This is a genomic window from Anaeromyxobacter diazotrophicus, assembly GCF_013340205.1.
GTDB classification, from domain to species: domain Bacteria; phylum Myxococcota; class Myxococcia; order Myxococcales; family Anaeromyxobacteraceae; genus Anaeromyxobacter_A; species Anaeromyxobacter_A diazotrophicus.
In genome coordinates this window covers 421645-435151 of sequence record NZ_BJTG01000001.1, presented here as the reverse complement: position 1 = coordinate 435151, position 13507 = coordinate 421645, and the positions used below count along the sequence as shown (strand labels likewise).

The 13507-nt window shown below is 72.5% G+C and carries 15 protein-coding genes; all 15 read left to right on the top strand.

Annotation, left to right across the window (positions count from 1 at the left end):
* A complete protein-coding gene (locus tag HWY08_RS01935; protein ID WP_176062429.1) occupies positions 1 to 1116 on the top strand; it encodes a sensor histidine kinase in 1116 nt (371 codons plus the stop codon).
* Positions 1113 to 2051 (top strand): UbiA family prenyltransferase, encoded by a 939-nt coding sequence (locus tag HWY08_RS01930; RefSeq protein ID WP_255499438.1) that lies wholly within the window; start codon positions 1113 to 1115, stop codon positions 2049 to 2051. The genes HWY08_RS01935 and HWY08_RS01930 overlap by 4 nt, the downstream gene beginning before the upstream one ends.
* Positions 2052 to 2063: 12 nt before the next feature.
* The gene (locus HWY08_RS01925) at positions 2064 to 3368 is read left to right on the top strand and encodes an FAD-binding oxidoreductase (protein ID WP_176062427.1); all 1305 of its coding nucleotides are present in this window, start codon (positions 2064 to 2066) and stop codon (positions 3366 to 3368) included.
* Complete coding sequence (locus HWY08_RS01920) at positions 3365 to 4099, top strand: SDR family oxidoreductase (protein WP_176062426.1); 735 nt, start codon at positions 3365 to 3367, stop codon at positions 4097 to 4099. The genes HWY08_RS01925 and HWY08_RS01920 overlap by 4 nt, the downstream gene beginning before the upstream one ends.
* 18 nt (positions 4100 to 4117) lie before the next feature.
* Positions 4118 to 5494, top strand: a complete 1377-nt coding sequence (locus HWY08_RS01915; RefSeq protein ID WP_176062425.1) for a sigma-54-dependent transcriptional regulator — start codon at positions 4118 to 4120, stop codon at positions 5492 to 5494.
* Positions 5495 to 5734: 240 nt separating this feature from the next.
* On the top strand, positions 5735 to 5950 hold the full coding sequence (locus HWY08_RS01910; RefSeq protein ID WP_176062424.1) for a helix-turn-helix transcriptional regulator: 216 nt from the start codon (positions 5735 to 5737) through the stop codon (positions 5948 to 5950).
* Between the two features lie 6 nt (positions 5951 to 5956).
* Complete coding sequence (gene pilM / locus HWY08_RS01905) at positions 5957 to 7015, top strand: type IV pilus assembly protein PilM (protein WP_176062423.1); 1059 nt, start codon at positions 5957 to 5959, stop codon at positions 7013 to 7015.
* A 2-nt stretch (positions 7016 to 7017) separates the two neighbouring features.
* The gene (locus HWY08_RS01900) at positions 7018 to 7599 is read left to right on the top strand and encodes a PilN domain-containing protein (RefSeq protein ID WP_176062422.1); all 582 of its coding nucleotides are present in this window, start codon (positions 7018 to 7020) and stop codon (positions 7597 to 7599) included.
* A gap of 7 nt (positions 7600 to 7606) precedes the next feature.
* Positions 7607 to 8236 (top strand): type IV pilus inner membrane component PilO, encoded by a 630-nt coding sequence (locus tag HWY08_RS01895; RefSeq protein ID WP_176062421.1) that lies wholly within the window; start codon positions 7607 to 7609, stop codon positions 8234 to 8236.
* Positions 8233 to 8778: a pilus assembly protein PilP gene (locus HWY08_RS01890; RefSeq protein ID WP_176062420.1), complete on the top strand. Its 546-nt coding sequence runs from the start codon at positions 8233 to 8235 to the stop codon at positions 8776 to 8778. The genes HWY08_RS01895 and HWY08_RS01890 overlap by 4 nt, the downstream gene beginning before the upstream one ends.
* 3 nt (positions 8779 to 8781) lie before the next feature.
* Positions 8782 to 11094 carry a type IV pilus secretin PilQ gene (locus tag HWY08_RS01885; RefSeq protein WP_176062419.1) on the top strand — a complete coding sequence of 771 codons (2313 nt, stop codon included), beginning with the start codon at positions 8782 to 8784 and terminating at the stop codon, positions 11092 to 11094.
* Complete coding sequence (locus HWY08_RS01880; protein ID WP_176062418.1) at positions 11091 to 11762, top strand: hypothetical protein; 672 nt, start codon at positions 11091 to 11093, stop codon at positions 11760 to 11762. Before HWY08_RS01885 ends, HWY08_RS01880 begins: the two co-directional genes overlap by 4 nt.
* A gap of 113 nt (positions 11763 to 11875) precedes the next feature.
* Complete coding sequence (locus HWY08_RS01875) at positions 11876 to 12235, top strand: roadblock/LC7 domain-containing protein (RefSeq protein WP_176062417.1); 360 nt, start codon at positions 11876 to 11878, stop codon at positions 12233 to 12235.
* Between the two features lie 91 nt (positions 12236 to 12326).
* On the top strand, positions 12327 to 12899 hold the full coding sequence (gene efp / locus HWY08_RS01870) for an elongation factor P (RefSeq protein ID WP_176062416.1): 573 nt from the start codon (positions 12327 to 12329) through the stop codon (positions 12897 to 12899).
* Between the two features lie 24 nt (positions 12900 to 12923).
* On the top strand, positions 12924 to 13475 hold the full coding sequence (gene accB, locus HWY08_RS01865) for an acetyl-CoA carboxylase biotin carboxyl carrier protein (protein WP_176062415.1): 552 nt from the start codon (positions 12924 to 12926) through the stop codon (positions 13473 to 13475).
* Positions 13476 to 13507 lie beyond the last annotated feature (32 nt).

Here is a 13507-nt window from a genome sequence, read left to right as displayed (position 1 = left end):
GTGCGCCCGCGCGTCCACGCCCTGCTCCTGCTGTACGCGCTGGCGCTCGCGTCCGCGGCGGGGGTGGCGGTGCTCGCGCTCGGGCTGCCGCTGGCCGCGCGCCGCCCGCTCACGCCCGCGGCGCTCGCGCCGCTCGCCGGCGCGGTGGCGGCGGTCGTGCTCGCCCTCGGCTTCGTGCTCCTCTCGAGCGGGCTCGGCCGCCCCATCGAGCGGCTCCTGGACGCGGCGGCGCGGCTCGGGCGCTCGGGGCGCGGGGAGGGGCTCCCGCTGCTCGGCGAGCCGGGCGGCCTCGCGTTCTCCCGGGCGGCGGTCGCGTTCGAGCGGCTCGCCGGCGCGCTGGGGGACGAGCGGGAGCGGCTGGCCGCGAAGGTCGAGGAGCTGACCGCCGCCAACCGCGCGCTGGCGCAGACGCGCGAGTCGCTGCTGCGCAGCGAGAAGCTCGCCACGGTCGGCCGGCTCGCCTCCGGGCTGGCGCACGAGGTGGGCAATCCGCTCGGCGCCGTGGCCGGCTACGTCGAGCTGGCGCGGGCGCGGCTGCCGCCGGACCCGCACCCCGATCTCGTGGACGCGCTCGGCCGCATCGCGGCGGCCGCCGACCGGATCGACCGCACGGTCCGCGATCTGCTCGACTTCGCGCGGCCGGCGCCGCCGCTGCTCGGGCCGATCGACCTGGCGGCCGCGGTCGACGCGGCGCTCCGGCTGGCCCGGGTCCAGGCGCGGTTCAAGCGGGTCGAGGTGTCGGTGGAGCTGCCGGAGCTGCCGCGCGTCAAGGCTGACGAGCACCACCTCGCGCAGGTGCTCTTGAACCTCTTCCTCAACGCCGGGGACGCGATGGGGGGTGCGGGCTGGGTGCGCATCACCGGGCGGTCCGAGGGCGGACGGGTGCTCCTCTCCGTCGCGGACGGAGGGCCCGGGATCCCCGAGGCCGACCTGCCCCGCATCTTCGACCCGTTCTTCACGACCAAGGAGCCCGGACAGGGCACGGGCCTCGGCCTCGCGCTCAGCCACCGCATCATGGAGACGTTCGGCGGCGAGATCGCCGCCCGCAACGCCCCCGGGACGGGGGCGGTCTTCGAGCTCGCGCTCCGGGCGGCTGGCCCGACCGCCGGCGCTTGACCGCGCGCCGCGCTCGCGCTACGGGCTCGCCCGTGCCCGACGCCTCGCCGGCCCGCTCGCCCCTTCGCCCCGCGGTGCGGCTCCTGCGCGTCCACCAGTGGTCGAAGAACCTGCTGCTCCTCGTCCCGCCGCTCGGGGCGCACCGGCTCTCGGCGGACGTGCTCGCGCCGGCCCTCGTCGGCGCGGCCGCCTTCTCCCTTGCCGCCTCGAGCGCCTACGTCGTGAACGATCTCCTCGATCGCGAGGCGGACCGGGTCCACCCCGTCAAGGCGCGCCGCCCGCTGGCGGCGGGCGAGCTCTCGCCCCGCGCCGCCCTCGCGCTGGCCGCGGCGGCGCTCGCGGCCGCCCTGGCGCTGGCGCTGACCGCCCTGCCGGGCTTCCTCGGCGCCCTGGGCGTCTACTGGCTCGTCACCGTCGCCTACTCCGTGCGGCTGAAGCGCGTGCCGGTGCTGGACGTGCTCGTGCTGGCCGGGCTCTACGCGCTGCGCATCCTCGCCGGCACGCTCGCCACGGGCGTCCCCACCTCGGCGTGGCTCTTCACGCTCGCCATGTTCCTCTTCCTCTCGCTGGCGCTCGTGAAGCGCACGTCGGAGCTGCGCCGGATGACCGCCGGCGCGGCGGCCGGCCTCGCCGCCCGCGGCCGCGGCTACTCCACCGCGGACCTCGAGATCCTCTCCATGATCGGCGTCGCGAGCGGCCTGGTGGCGGTGCTGGTGCTCGCGCTCTACGTGGCGAGCGCGGACGTGACGCGCCTCTACGCGCACCCCGAGCGGCTCTGGCTGCTCTGCCCGCTCGGGCTCTACTGGGTGAGCCGCCTGTGGCTCCTCGCCCGCCGGGGCGCCGTCGACGAGGACCCGGTGCTCTTCGCGCTGCGCGACCCGCCGAGCTGGCTGGTGGGGGCGCTGGCGGCGGCGGTCGTGGTGGCGGGGACCTGAGGAAGGATCGCGATGGCACCTGTCGAGTCGTGGGGCCGCATCCGCGCCGAGGGCGCCGCGCGGCCGCTGTGGTGGCGCGACGACCCGCTCCCGGAGGTCGAGGGGACCATGCTGCCGTTCGGGCGCGGCCGGAGCTACGGCGACGCGTGCCTCGACCAGGGCGGCACGCTCCTGCTCACGCGCGGCCTCTCGCGCTTCATCTCCTTCGACGAGGCGACCGGCCTCCTCGCCTGCGAGGGGGGCGTGACGCTGGGCGAGATCCTGGCCCGCTTCGCGCCGCTGGGCTTCTTCCCGACGGTCGTCCCCGGCACGAAGCACGTCACGGTGGGCGGCGCCATCGCCAACGACATCCACGGCAAGAACCACCACCGCGCCGGCACCTTCGGGGCGCACGTGACGCGCCTCGAGCTCCTGCGCTCGGACGGCTCGCGCCGGGTGTGCTCGCCGGCGGAGCACCCCGAGCTGTTCGCGGCCACCGTCGGCGGGCTGGGGCTCACCGGCCTCGTCACCTGGGCCGAGCTCCGGCTGAAGCGGATCCCGAGCGCGTTCATCCGGTGGGAGACGGTGCCGTTCGAGAACGTGGACGCGTTCTTCGAGCTCTCGGCCCGGTCCGACACCACCCACGAGTACACGGTCGCCTGGATCGACTGCCTGGCGCGGGGCGACCGGCTCGGGCGCGGGCTCTTCTACCGCGGCAACCACGCCGAGGCGCCGTTCCGCGCCGGCCGGCGGCGGCGGCCGGTGACGGTGCCGTTCGACCTCCCGGACGCGGTGCTCAATCGCCTCACCGTGAAGGCCTTCAACGCGCTCTACCGCTGGAGGAACCGCGGGGCGGGCGAGCGGCTCGTCCACTACGAGCCCTTCTTCTTCCCGCTCGACGGGGTGGAGCGCTGGAACCGCATCTACGGGCGGAGCGGCCTGATGCAGTTCCAGTGCGTGCTCCCGTTCGACCGCGGCCTGGGCGGGGTCCGCGGCGTGCTCGACGCCATCGCGCGCTCGGGCCAGGGCTCGTTCCTGGCCGTGCTGAAGACCTTCGGCGGCCTGCCCTCGCCGGGCCTCCTCTCGTTCCCGCGCCCGGGCGTCACCGTCGCGCTCGACTTCCCGCGGCGCGGGGAGCGCACCCTCGCGCTCTTCCGGGAGCTGGAGGGCCTGGTCCTGGAGCAGGGCGGGGCGCTCTACCCGGCCAAGGACCTCGTCATGTCCCCCCGCATGTTCCGCGCCGCGTACCCGCGCGCGCCCGAGCTGGAACGCCTGCGGGATCCGAGGTTCGAGTCCACCTTCTGGCGGCGCGTGACCGCCGCGGAGGAGCGGCCGTGAACGTCGTCGTGCTGGGCGCCACCTCCGCCATCGCCGAGCAGGTGGCGCGGCTGCACGCGGCGCGCGGGGCGGCGCTGCTCCTCGTCGGGCGCAAGCCGGGGCGGCTCGCCGCGGTGGCGGCCGACCTGCGGCTGCGCGGCGCCGCCCGGGTCGAGGTGCGGGCGCTGGAGCTCGACGAGCTCGCCGCGCACGCCGCGCTCGCCGCCGAGGCGGAGGCGCTGCTCGGTCCGGTGGATCTGGTGGTGGTCGCGCAGGGCGCGCTCGGCGATCCGGCCGCCTACGCCGCCGATCCCGCGGCGGCGGCGGCGGTGCTCCACACGAACCTCGTCGCCCCCGCCTCGCTCCTCACCGCCTTCGCCGCGCGCCTGGCGAGGCGCGGGGCCGGCTCGCTGGTCGTGCTGGGCTCGGTGGCCGGCGACCGCGGGCGCGGCAGCAACTTCGCCTACGGCGCGGCCAAGGGCGGGCTGGCGCTCTTCGCGCAGGGGCTGCGGAACCGCTGGCACCGCACCGGCCTGCACGTGCTCACCGTGAAGCCAGGCTTCGTCGACACCCCCATGACGGCGCACGTCCCGAAGAACCCGCTCTTCGCCTCGCCGGAGCGGGTGGCCGCCGCCATCGTCCGCGCCGCCGACGCCCGGCGCGACGTGCTCTACGTGCCGTGGTTCTGGCGCTTCATCCTGCTCGCGGTGCGGGCCATCCCGGAGCGCGTGTTCAAGAAGCTGGACCTGTAGTGCTACATTGCCCCTCCCTTGGCCTTCCGCAGCGTCCTCATCGCCGACGACGAGGAGTCGATGCGTCACCTCCTCACCGTGTTCCTCCGGGATCACGGCTACGAGGTGCGCGCGGTCGCGAACGGCGAGGAGGCGCTGAAGGAGCTCCAGGCGCGCGACTACGACCTGGTCCTCTCCGACGTGCGCATGCCGCGGCTGGACGGCCTCGCGCTGCTCCGCGAGGCCCAGCGCGCGCAGCCCGAGCTCACCTTCATCGTGATGAGCGCCTACGGCTCGCACGACGCGGCGCTGGAGGCGATGAAGGCGGGCGCCTACGACTACGTCTCGAAGCCGTTCAAGCCTGACGAGGTCCTGCTGGTCCTCAAGAAGGCGGAGGAGCGGCAGCGCCTGTGGCGCGAGAACCGCCGGCTGCGTACCGAGCTGGCCGGGGAGTACCGGGTGGAGAGCCTGGTCGGCGACTCTGCGCCGATGGCGGACCTCCTGAAGCAGGTGCGGAAGCTCGCGCCGGTGAAGACCACCGTGCTCCTCACCGGCGAGTCGGGGACCGGCAAGGAGCTCATCGCCCGCGCGCTGCACGACCTCTCGCCGCGGGCCGCCCTGCCGTTCGTGGCCGTGAACTGCGGCGCCATCCCGGCCGAGCTGATGGAGTCGGAGCTGTTCGGGCACGTGAAGGGCGCCTTCACCGACGCCGCCCGCGACAAGAAGGGCCTGGCGGTGGAGGCCGACGGCGGCACGCTCTTCCTGGACGAGATCGGCGAGCTGCCGCTCCAGCTCCAGGTCAAGCTGCTCCGCTTCCTGCAGGAGGAGGAGGTCCGGCCGGTGGGCGGCACCCGCTCCGAGCGCGTGGACGTGCGGGTGGTGGCCGCCACCGCGCGCGACCTGCCGGCGGCGGTGCAGGCGGGACGCTTCCGCGAGGACCTCTACTACCGGCTCGACGTGGTGGGGCTGCGGCTGCCGCCGCTGCGGGAGCGGGCCGGCGACATCCCGGCGCTGGCGCGGCACTTCCTGGCGCGCTTCGCGAGCCTCCGGCCCGCCGGGCCGCTCGAGGGCTTCGCCCCCGAGGCGCTGGCGGCGCTCGAGGCCTACCGCTGGCCCGGCAACGTGCGCGAGCTGGAGCACGCCATGGAGCGGGCGGCGGTGCTCTCCGAGGGGCCGCTGGTGCGGGAGGACGATCTGCCCGAGGTGGTGCGAGGTGCGCCTGATCGGACCCCCCCCGCCTTCGAGCTGCCCGAGGCGACGCTCTCCGTCAAGCGGGCGACGCGGGCGGTGGAGGAGCAGCTCATCCGCAAGGCGCTGGCGCAGACGGGGGGGAACCGCACCCGCGCCGCCGAGCTGCTCGAGCTCTCGTACCGGGCGCTCCTCTACAAGATCAAGGAATACGGGATCTCCGGGTGATGGGTCGCGCCCGACTCCTTGGCGCCCGGTGAAAAAGCCGAGTCGCTCAATGAGCTATCACTTTGATTCTGCGAGCGTCCAATCGCCTACACTCGCAGATATGTGCGGGCGCCCGGTTTCTTGATCCCTCCTCCGGCGATCGCGTAGCGTGCCCGTCGCATGGGCTCTTCACGAGCAGCAGCGCGCTCGCTCCCCAGGAAGACTGCCGCCGGCGCCGCGAAGCGCGCCACGAGCCGTGTCATGAACAACGTGCGCGTGATGCGCGAAGAGCAGCTCCTCACCAAGGCCGAGCTGGCCCGCAAGGCCGGCATCTCCGCGCTCACCCTGGCCCGCATCGAGGGCGGCAGCGACTGCCGCGTCGACACCAAGCGCAAGATCATCCTCGCCCTGGGCCTCCGCCCCGAGGACAAGGAGCGGGTCTTCGGGGCCCGCTTCACCGTCAGGAAGGGAAGGTAGCGCGCCATGGCGAAGAGCAGGCTCGCCGTCGGCCTCGACATCGGCTCCTCGAGCGTGAAGCTCGTCCAGCTCAAGGAGCGGAAGGGCGGCTACGCCCTCCAGGCCTTCGGCGTGGCGAAGCTGCCCGCGGAGACCATCGTCGACGGCGCCCTCATGAACTCGGGCGCCGTGGTGCAGGCCATCCAGGAGCTGCTGGCCGAGCACAAGGTCAAGGCCCGCGACGCCGCCATCGGCGTCCGCGGCCACTCCGTCATCATCAAGAAGATCTCGCTCCCCCGCATGTCCCAGGACGAGCTCGACGAGTCGATCCAGTGGGAGGCGGAGCAGTACATCCCGTTCGACGTCAAGGACGTGAACATCGACACGCAGATCCTGACGCCGGGCGGCGACGCCGCCGGGCAGATGGACGTGCTGCTCGTCGCCGCCAAGAAGGACATGATCAACGACTACACCTCCGTCTGCGCCGAGGCCGGCCTGCAGACGGCGGTGGTGGACGTGGACGCCTTCGCGGTCCAGAACGCGTTCGAGGCCAGCTACGACCTCGCGCCCGGCGAGACGGTGGTCCTCATCAACGTCGGGGCCTCGGTCACCAACATCAACATCCTGGCGGGCGGCACCACCACCTTCACGCGCGACGTGACGATGGGCGGCAACGCCTTCACCGAGGAGATCCAGAAGCAGCTCAACATCTCGGCCGAGGAGGCCGAGGCGCTCAAGGTGGGCGGGCAGGGCGAGACCGACGCGGTGGTGCCGCAGGAGGTCGAGCGGGTCATCCAGCAGGTGGCCGAGCAGCTCGCCGGCGAGATCCAGCGCTCGCTCGACTTCTACGCCGCCACCGCCGCCGACAACCGCATCGCGCGCGTCTACCTCTCGGGCGGCACCGCCCGCATCCCGGCGCTCTTCAAGCTCATCGAGCAGCGCGCCGGGGTGCCGGTCGAGGTGCTGAACCCGTTCAAGGCCATCGACGTCGACGACCGCAAGTTCGACCCGATGCTCATCACCCAGGCGGCCGCCAGCGCGGCGGTGGCGGTCGGGCTGGCCCTGCGCCGGGCGGGGGACAAGTAGCCATGATCCGCATCAACCTGCTCCCGGTCCGGGTCTCGAAGAAGAAGGAGGCGGGCAAGAACCAGCTCGTCTTCTTCGCGCTCGCCATCGTCTTCGCGCTCATCTGCAACTTCTGGTGGAGCCGCAGCCGCGGCGACGAGATGACCGCGCGCGAGGAGAAGGTGAAGCGCACCAAGGCCGAGATCGCGCAGCTGGAGAAGATCATCGGCGAGGTCACGAACATCAAGGCGCAGCAGCAGGCGGTGAAGGACAAGCTGGCGGTCCTCGAGAAGCTCAAGGCCGGCCGGCAGGGCCCGGTGCGGATGCTGGACGAGCTGGCCGCGATCACGCCCAAGCGGCTCTGGCTGCGGAAGCTCGACGAGAAGGGCGGCGCCATCACCTTCGACGGCTCCGCCGGCACCATCGACGACGTCTCCGCCTTCCTGGCCGCGCTCAAGAAGTCGCCCTTCTTCAGCGCGGTGGAGCTGAAGAAGACCGCGGCGAAGCGGGACGGCAAGTTCAAGCTGGTCGACTTCACCATCAACGCCGCCGTCAACTACACCCCGGCCGTGCAGCTCGCGGCGGCCGCCCCCGAGAAGCGCTAGGCCCGCCATGGAAAAGCTCATCGAGCGGATCGCCAAGGCCCCGACGGGCGCGAAGGTCGCGGTGGTGGCCGCGGTCGCCTTCGCCGTGACCGCCCTCAACTTCTTCGTCATCGGCGTGCCGACCTTCTCGGCCTCCATCTCCGACATGGAGGCGCGGATCCAGAAGGCGGAGGCCCAGCAGAAGAAGCTGGATCAGGACTACATCGAGAAGCAGGCCATCGCGAACAACCTGAACCAGTTCCGGCGCGAGAAGGAGCTCCTCGAGCGCCGGCTGCAGGACGCGCTGGCCGAGCTCCCCAACGACAAGAAGCTGGACGAGCTCCTGCAGCTCTTCCAGGACCGCGCCACCAAGGCCGGGCTCGACATCCTCACCATCGAGCCGCAGCCGCAGGTCAGCGAGGGCTTCTACGCCCGCATCCCGATCCCGATGACGGTGCAGGGGAACTACCACGAGGTGGCGACCTTCCTCGACGCCGTCGGCCGCCTGCGGCGCATCGTCAACGTGAACGGCCTCTCCTTCGACTCGCCCAAGGACCAGAACGGCAAGGTGGTCCTCGCGGCGAAGTTCCTCGCCACCACCTTCATGTTCCTCGACCCGAAGGACGCGAAGCCCGCGGCCGGAGCCGCGAAGCCATGAACCGCTCGCACGCGTTCACCCCGCCGCCGGCCGTCGCGGGCGCGCTCGCCGCGCTCTTGCTCCTCGCCGGCTGCGCCGACAAGCCGGCCGCCGCGCCCCGGCCGCCGCCCAAGGTCGCCGTGGCCGCGCCGGCCGCCGCGCCCGCCGAGGAGAAGGCGGAACCGGCCGCGCGCGAGTGGTCGTACACCTCGGTCGGCAAGCGCGACCCCTTCCACAGCTTCCTGGCCGAGGTGGAGTCCACCCGGAACGCCATGGCCACCCGCTGCGCCACCCCGCTCGGCCGCTTCGAGCTCGACCAGCTGAAGCTCGTCGCCGTCGTGACCGGTCTCGACGATCCAGTCGCGATGGTCGAGGCGCCGAACGGCATCGGCTACAGCCTGCGCCGCGGCGCCTGCGTCGGCCGCAACGGCGGCACCATCTCCGCCGTGCGGAGCGGCGAGGTGGTGGTGGCGGAGTGGGCCACCCGGGCCGACGGGACGCGCGACAGGACCCAGACCGTGCTGCGGCTTCCCAAGGAAGCGTCGCTCAACATCGAGGAATAGCCGATGAACTCCAACCTGAAGGTCCTGGCCGGTCTCGCGCTGTGCGCGCTGCTGGCGCCTGCGTCGCCCCTGGCCGACGCGCCGCGCGCCGCGGCGCCGAACGTGATCCAGGGCATCGGCGTGAGCGACGCGGCGGGCGGCGTGGAGCTCGAGATCCGCGGCACCCGGGCGCCGAGCTACACCGTCTTCAAGCTGCAGGACCCGCCCCGGCTGGTGGTGGACCTGGCCGGCGCCGACGTCTCGGCGGTCTCCGCGCCGGTGGCGGTCGGCAAGGGCGGGGTGCGCGAGGTCAGCACCGCGCAGTACCAGGACGACCGCAGCGCGGTCGGCCGCGTCATCGTCGCCCTCGACGCCGGCGCCCGCTACGAGGTCGCGCCGCGCGATCGCGCGGTGGTGGTGAAGGTGGCGGCCGCCGACGGGCCGGCGCCCGCCGCCGAGCGGAAGGTCGCCGTCGCCGCGCCGAGCCCCGCCACGCCGTCCAGCGCCGCCGAGGAGAAGCTCCCGGCGAGCGACCACGTCCTCTCGCGCCGCGCCGACGAGGCGGCGGTGAGCCGTCCCGCGACCGCCGTCCTGGGCGCGCGCGCCCGCCAGGGCGCGGTGGCGCTCGCCCTCGACGGCGAGGTGGGTCGCTTCGAGGTCCTGGAGCTCGAGGATCCCCCGCGGCTGGCCGTCGACCTGTACGGCGTCAGCAAGGCGCCCCGGTCCGCGGTCGCCCTGGAGGGCCCCTTCCGCCAGGCGCGCTTCGGCCGCGACCTCGGCAAGGTGCGGGTGGTGCTCGACGCCGCCGGCGCCCTGCCGCGGTGCGAGGTGAAGCGCGCCGCCGGCGGGCTCGTCATCGCGCTGGCCGGGAGCTCCGCGCCCGGCCGCGCCCTCGCCCAGGCGAAGGCGGCCGCGCCCTCCCCGGAGGCGAAGGCCGAGCCGGTCAAGGTGATCACCGCCCAGTCGCAGGCGGCCGGCTTCACCGCCACCGCCCCGGCCTACGCGCTCTCCGGCGCGCCGCAGAAGCGCGAGTACACCGGCCGGCGCATCACCCTCGACTTCCACGACATCGAGATCCGCAACCTCCTCCGGCTCATCGCCGACGTCTCCAAGAAGAACATCGTCGTCGCCGACGACGTCACCGGCAAGGTGACGGTCGCTCTCCGCAACGTGCCCTGGGACCAGGCGCTCGACCTGGTCCTCAAGACGAAGGGGCTCGACAAGGAGGAGATGGGCAACGTCATCCGCATCGCCAAGATCGAGGAGATCGCGAAGGAGCAGACCGCCCGCGCCGAGGCGCAGAAGGCGCGCGCGCCGCTGGTCCCGCTCAAGGTGCGCATCATCCCGGTGAACTTCGCCCGCTCGGGCGACGTGGCCGCCCGCGTGAAGGACGTGCTCACCGACCGCGGCACGGTCACCACCGACGACCGCACCAACGTCCTCATCGTGAAGGACATCCCGGAGGCGCTCGCCCGCGCCGAGGGGCTGGTGCGCAACCTCGACACCGAGATCCCGCAGGTCCGGATCGAGAGCCGCATCGTCGAGGCCTCGTCCAACTTCAACCAGGCCATCGGCGTGCAGTGGGGCGGCAACGCCACCGCCAGCGCGGCCACCGGCAACCCGACCGGCCTCTTCTTCCCGAACATCGCCAGCGCCTCGGGGGCGGCCGGCGGCGGTCCGAGCATCGGTACGGCGGGCACCCCCAACTACGCCGTCAACCTGCCCGCCGCCATCGGCCAGGGCTCCGGCGGCGGCCTCGGCTTCCAGTTCGGCTCGGCGGGCGGCGCGTTCAACCTGAACCTGCGGCTCTCGGCGCTCGAGAACCGGGGCGTGGTGAAGACCATCTCCGCCCCCAGCGTCTCCACCGTCGACAACAAGGAGGCCACCATCGGGCAGGGCATCTCCATCCCCTTCTCGCAGGTGTCCGCCTCCGGCGTGAACACGGTCTTCATCGAGGCCAAGCTCGAGCTCAAGGTCACGCCGCACATCTCGGCCGACGGCTCGGTGCTCATGAAGATCAAGGTCACCAACAACTCGCCCAACCCGCAGCTCACCGGCGCCAACGGCCAGCCCTCCATCTCGAAGCGCGAGGCCGAGACCGAGGCGCTGGTGAAGGACGGCGAGACGACCGTCATCGGCGGCATCTACACCCGCCAGACCGCGAGCAGCGTGGCCGAGGTGCCCTTCTTCGGGAAGATCCCCATCCTCGGGTTCTTCTTCCGGACGAAGAGCGAGTCGGACCAGAACACCGAGCTGCTCGTCTTCATCACCCCCCGCATCCTCAACCGCCAGGCGACGACCGCGATCGCGACGGGCGCCGCCGGAGGCCAGCCATGATCCGCAGAACGCTCCCCTTGCTCGCCGCGCTCGGCCTCGCAGCCGGCGTCGCCGGCTGCGGCCGGGACAACCGGGGGTCCGTCGCCATGACCGCGATGTGCTTCCCATCCACCCCCGACTCGACCACCGGCGCCTGCTCGTTGCAGGCGACCTGCACCGCGGTGCTCGCGAACGGAGCGCTGTGGGTCAACCTCGGGACCACGGGCGGCACGCTCGAGTACCCGATCCAGATCGACAACGAGCGCCCCAACAACGCCGATGTGCCGAGCGGTCGCACCAACACGGCCTACGCCATCATCGAGCGGTTCGACATGAAGTACCAGGCGACGGGCTTCACGCTGCCCTCCGCCTTCGCGAGCCAGACGGTCACGGTGCCGGCGTCCGGCACGACCGTGGCCGAGGTGCAGCTCATCCCGGCGGCTACAGGCGTCGCCTTGGCCGCCGTGCTGCCGGCCGGTCCGACGGACGTCCTCGTCGAGGTCTCTGCGCACGGCCGGTACGGCGACGACAGCCCGTTCGACACGGCGCCGTATCAGGTCCCCGTGAGCGTCACGGTGGGCCCCCCCGGTCCACTCATCACGTGCACGAATTCGAGCGGCATTGTCTCTATTCGCCCTGCGTGCCCACAGCAGGGCCAGACGTCGGTCCTAGGTGCTTGCTTGCCCTAGCCCTCGACGCGGCGCGGCGTCGCCGCCGGGCTTGACCACCCGTGGGAGGCCGGGCTAAGAGCCTGGCCTCCCGCCTGCTTCCGGCCACCAGCGCCCCAGGGCGGGGAGCGTCCATGAGCTTCCGCGAGCACCTCCAGACCGTGTGTGACGGCGTCGACGGCGCCCTCGCCTGCTCGCTCATGGGCGTGGACGGGATCGAGGTCGACACGCACCTGGCCGGCCCGGCCAAGCTCGACCTCAAGTCGCTGCTGGTCGAGTACTCGAGCGTGTTCCGCAACGCGCGCGAGGCGGCCGAGGCGCAGCGGGCCGGGCTGGTGGACGAGATCTCGCTGCACACCGGGCAGGTGGTGACCGTGGCCCGGCTGGTCTCACCCGACTACTTCATGGTCGTGGCCCTCACCCCCGAGGGGAACTACGGCAAGGCGCGGTATCTGTTGAGGGTCACCGCCCCGAAGGTGAGGTCGGAACTGTAGCGCCCGCGAGGGCGCCCCTCGACGGCGCGACCGCGACGCCTCCGCGTCGCCGCCGCGCCTCGCGCTATTCGAAAGGACGGAGCACAGCGACATGGCCGACACCCTCGACACCTCCGCGTTCCGCCGCGGGCTCAAGATCGAGATCGACAAGGAGCCGTGGGAGATCGTGGAGTTCCAGCACGTGAAGCCGGGCAAGGGCTCGGCGTTCGTGCGGACCCGCATCAAGAATCTCCTGAGCGGCCGGACCATCGACCGGACGTTCAAGTCCGGCGACGTGGTGGGCAAGCCCGACGTGGAGGAGAAGGAGATGCAGTACCTCTACAAGGAAGGCGACCACTACAACTTCATGGACAACAAGACGTTCGACCAGACGTTCCTCACCGAGGAGCAGATGGGCGACGCGAAGAACTTCATCAAGGACAACACCACCACCCACATCATGTTCTTCAACGGGAAGGCCATCGGCGTCACGTTGCCGAACTCGATGGACCTCAAGGTGGTGAAGTGCGATCCGGGCGTGCGGGGTGACACCGTCTCCGGTGCCACCAAGCCGGCCACCCTCGAGACCGGCTACCAGGTGAACGTGCCGCTCTTCATCAACGAGGGCGAGACGCTCCGCATCGACACCCGCACCGGCGAGTACCTGACCCGCGTCGCGGGCTAGCCCGTCACGCGAAGGAGCCACCTCATGGCGACGAGACGTCTGGAGCAGGCGGAGCGCACGAAGGAGCCGCAGGCCCGCGGCGCTGCGGCGAGCGGCCCCTTCACCCTCGACGAGGTGAAGGCGCTGGTGAAGGTGCTCGAGGGCACCGACGTGAGCTCGCTGCGGTGGGACCGCAACGGGCAGCAGCTCGTGATCCGGCGCGGCCAGGCCGCGCCCGCCACCGTGATGATGCACGCCGCGCCCGTGGCCGCGCCGGTGCCGGCCATGCCGGCGCCGATCGCCGCTGCCCCCGCGGCGGCGGCCGCCGCGCCCGCCCCCAAGGCGGACGCGAAGCCGGGCACGATCGTCACCTCGCCCTTCGTCGGCACCTTCTACCGCGCCCCCTCGCCCGACTCGCCGCCGTTCGTCGACGTGGGGACCGTGGTCAAGAAGGGCCAGGTCCTCTGCATCGTCGAGGCGATGAAGCTCATGAACGAGATCGAGGCCGAGACGCCGGGCAAGGTGGCCGAGATCCTGGTGGCGAACGCCACCCCGGTCGAGTTCGGCCAGCCGCTCTTCCGCCTGGAACCGGCCTAGACCTCTCGCGCGGCCTGGCCGCCCCTGGAGCG

Coding starts and splice junctions, on each gene's coding strand:
- HWY08_RS01925 (WP_176062427.1), top strand. CDS start 2,064: ATGGCACCTGTCGAGTCGTGGGGCCGCATCCGCGCCGAGGGCGCCGCG.
- HWY08_RS01910 (WP_176062424.1), top strand. CDS start 5,735: ATGAACAACGTGCGCGTGATGCGCGAAGAGCAGCTCCTCACCAAGGCC.
- pilM (WP_176062423.1), top strand. CDS start 5,957: ATGGCGAAGAGCAGGCTCGCCGTCGGCCTCGACATCGGCTCCTCGAGC.
- HWY08_RS01900 (WP_176062422.1), top strand. CDS start 7,018: ATGATCCGCATCAACCTGCTCCCGGTCCGGGTCTCGAAGAAGAAGGAG.
- HWY08_RS01895 (WP_176062421.1), top strand. CDS start 7,607: ATGGAAAAGCTCATCGAGCGGATCGCCAAGGCCCCGACGGGCGCGAAG.
- HWY08_RS01890 (WP_176062420.1), top strand. CDS start 8,233: ATGAACCGCTCGCACGCGTTCACCCCGCCGCCGGCCGTCGCGGGCGCG.
- HWY08_RS01885 (WP_176062419.1), top strand. CDS start 8,782: ATGAACTCCAACCTGAAGGTCCTGGCCGGTCTCGCGCTGTGCGCGCTG.
- HWY08_RS01880 (WP_176062418.1), top strand. CDS start 11,091: ATGATCCGCAGAACGCTCCCCTTGCTCGCCGCGCTCGGCCTCGCAGCC.
- HWY08_RS01875 (WP_176062417.1), top strand. CDS start 11,876: ATGAGCTTCCGCGAGCACCTCCAGACCGTGTGTGACGGCGTCGACGGC.
- efp (WP_176062416.1), top strand. CDS start 12,327: ATGGCCGACACCCTCGACACCTCCGCGTTCCGCCGCGGGCTCAAGATC.
- accB (WP_176062415.1), top strand. CDS start 12,924: ATGGCGACGAGACGTCTGGAGCAGGCGGAGCGCACGAAGGAGCCGCAG.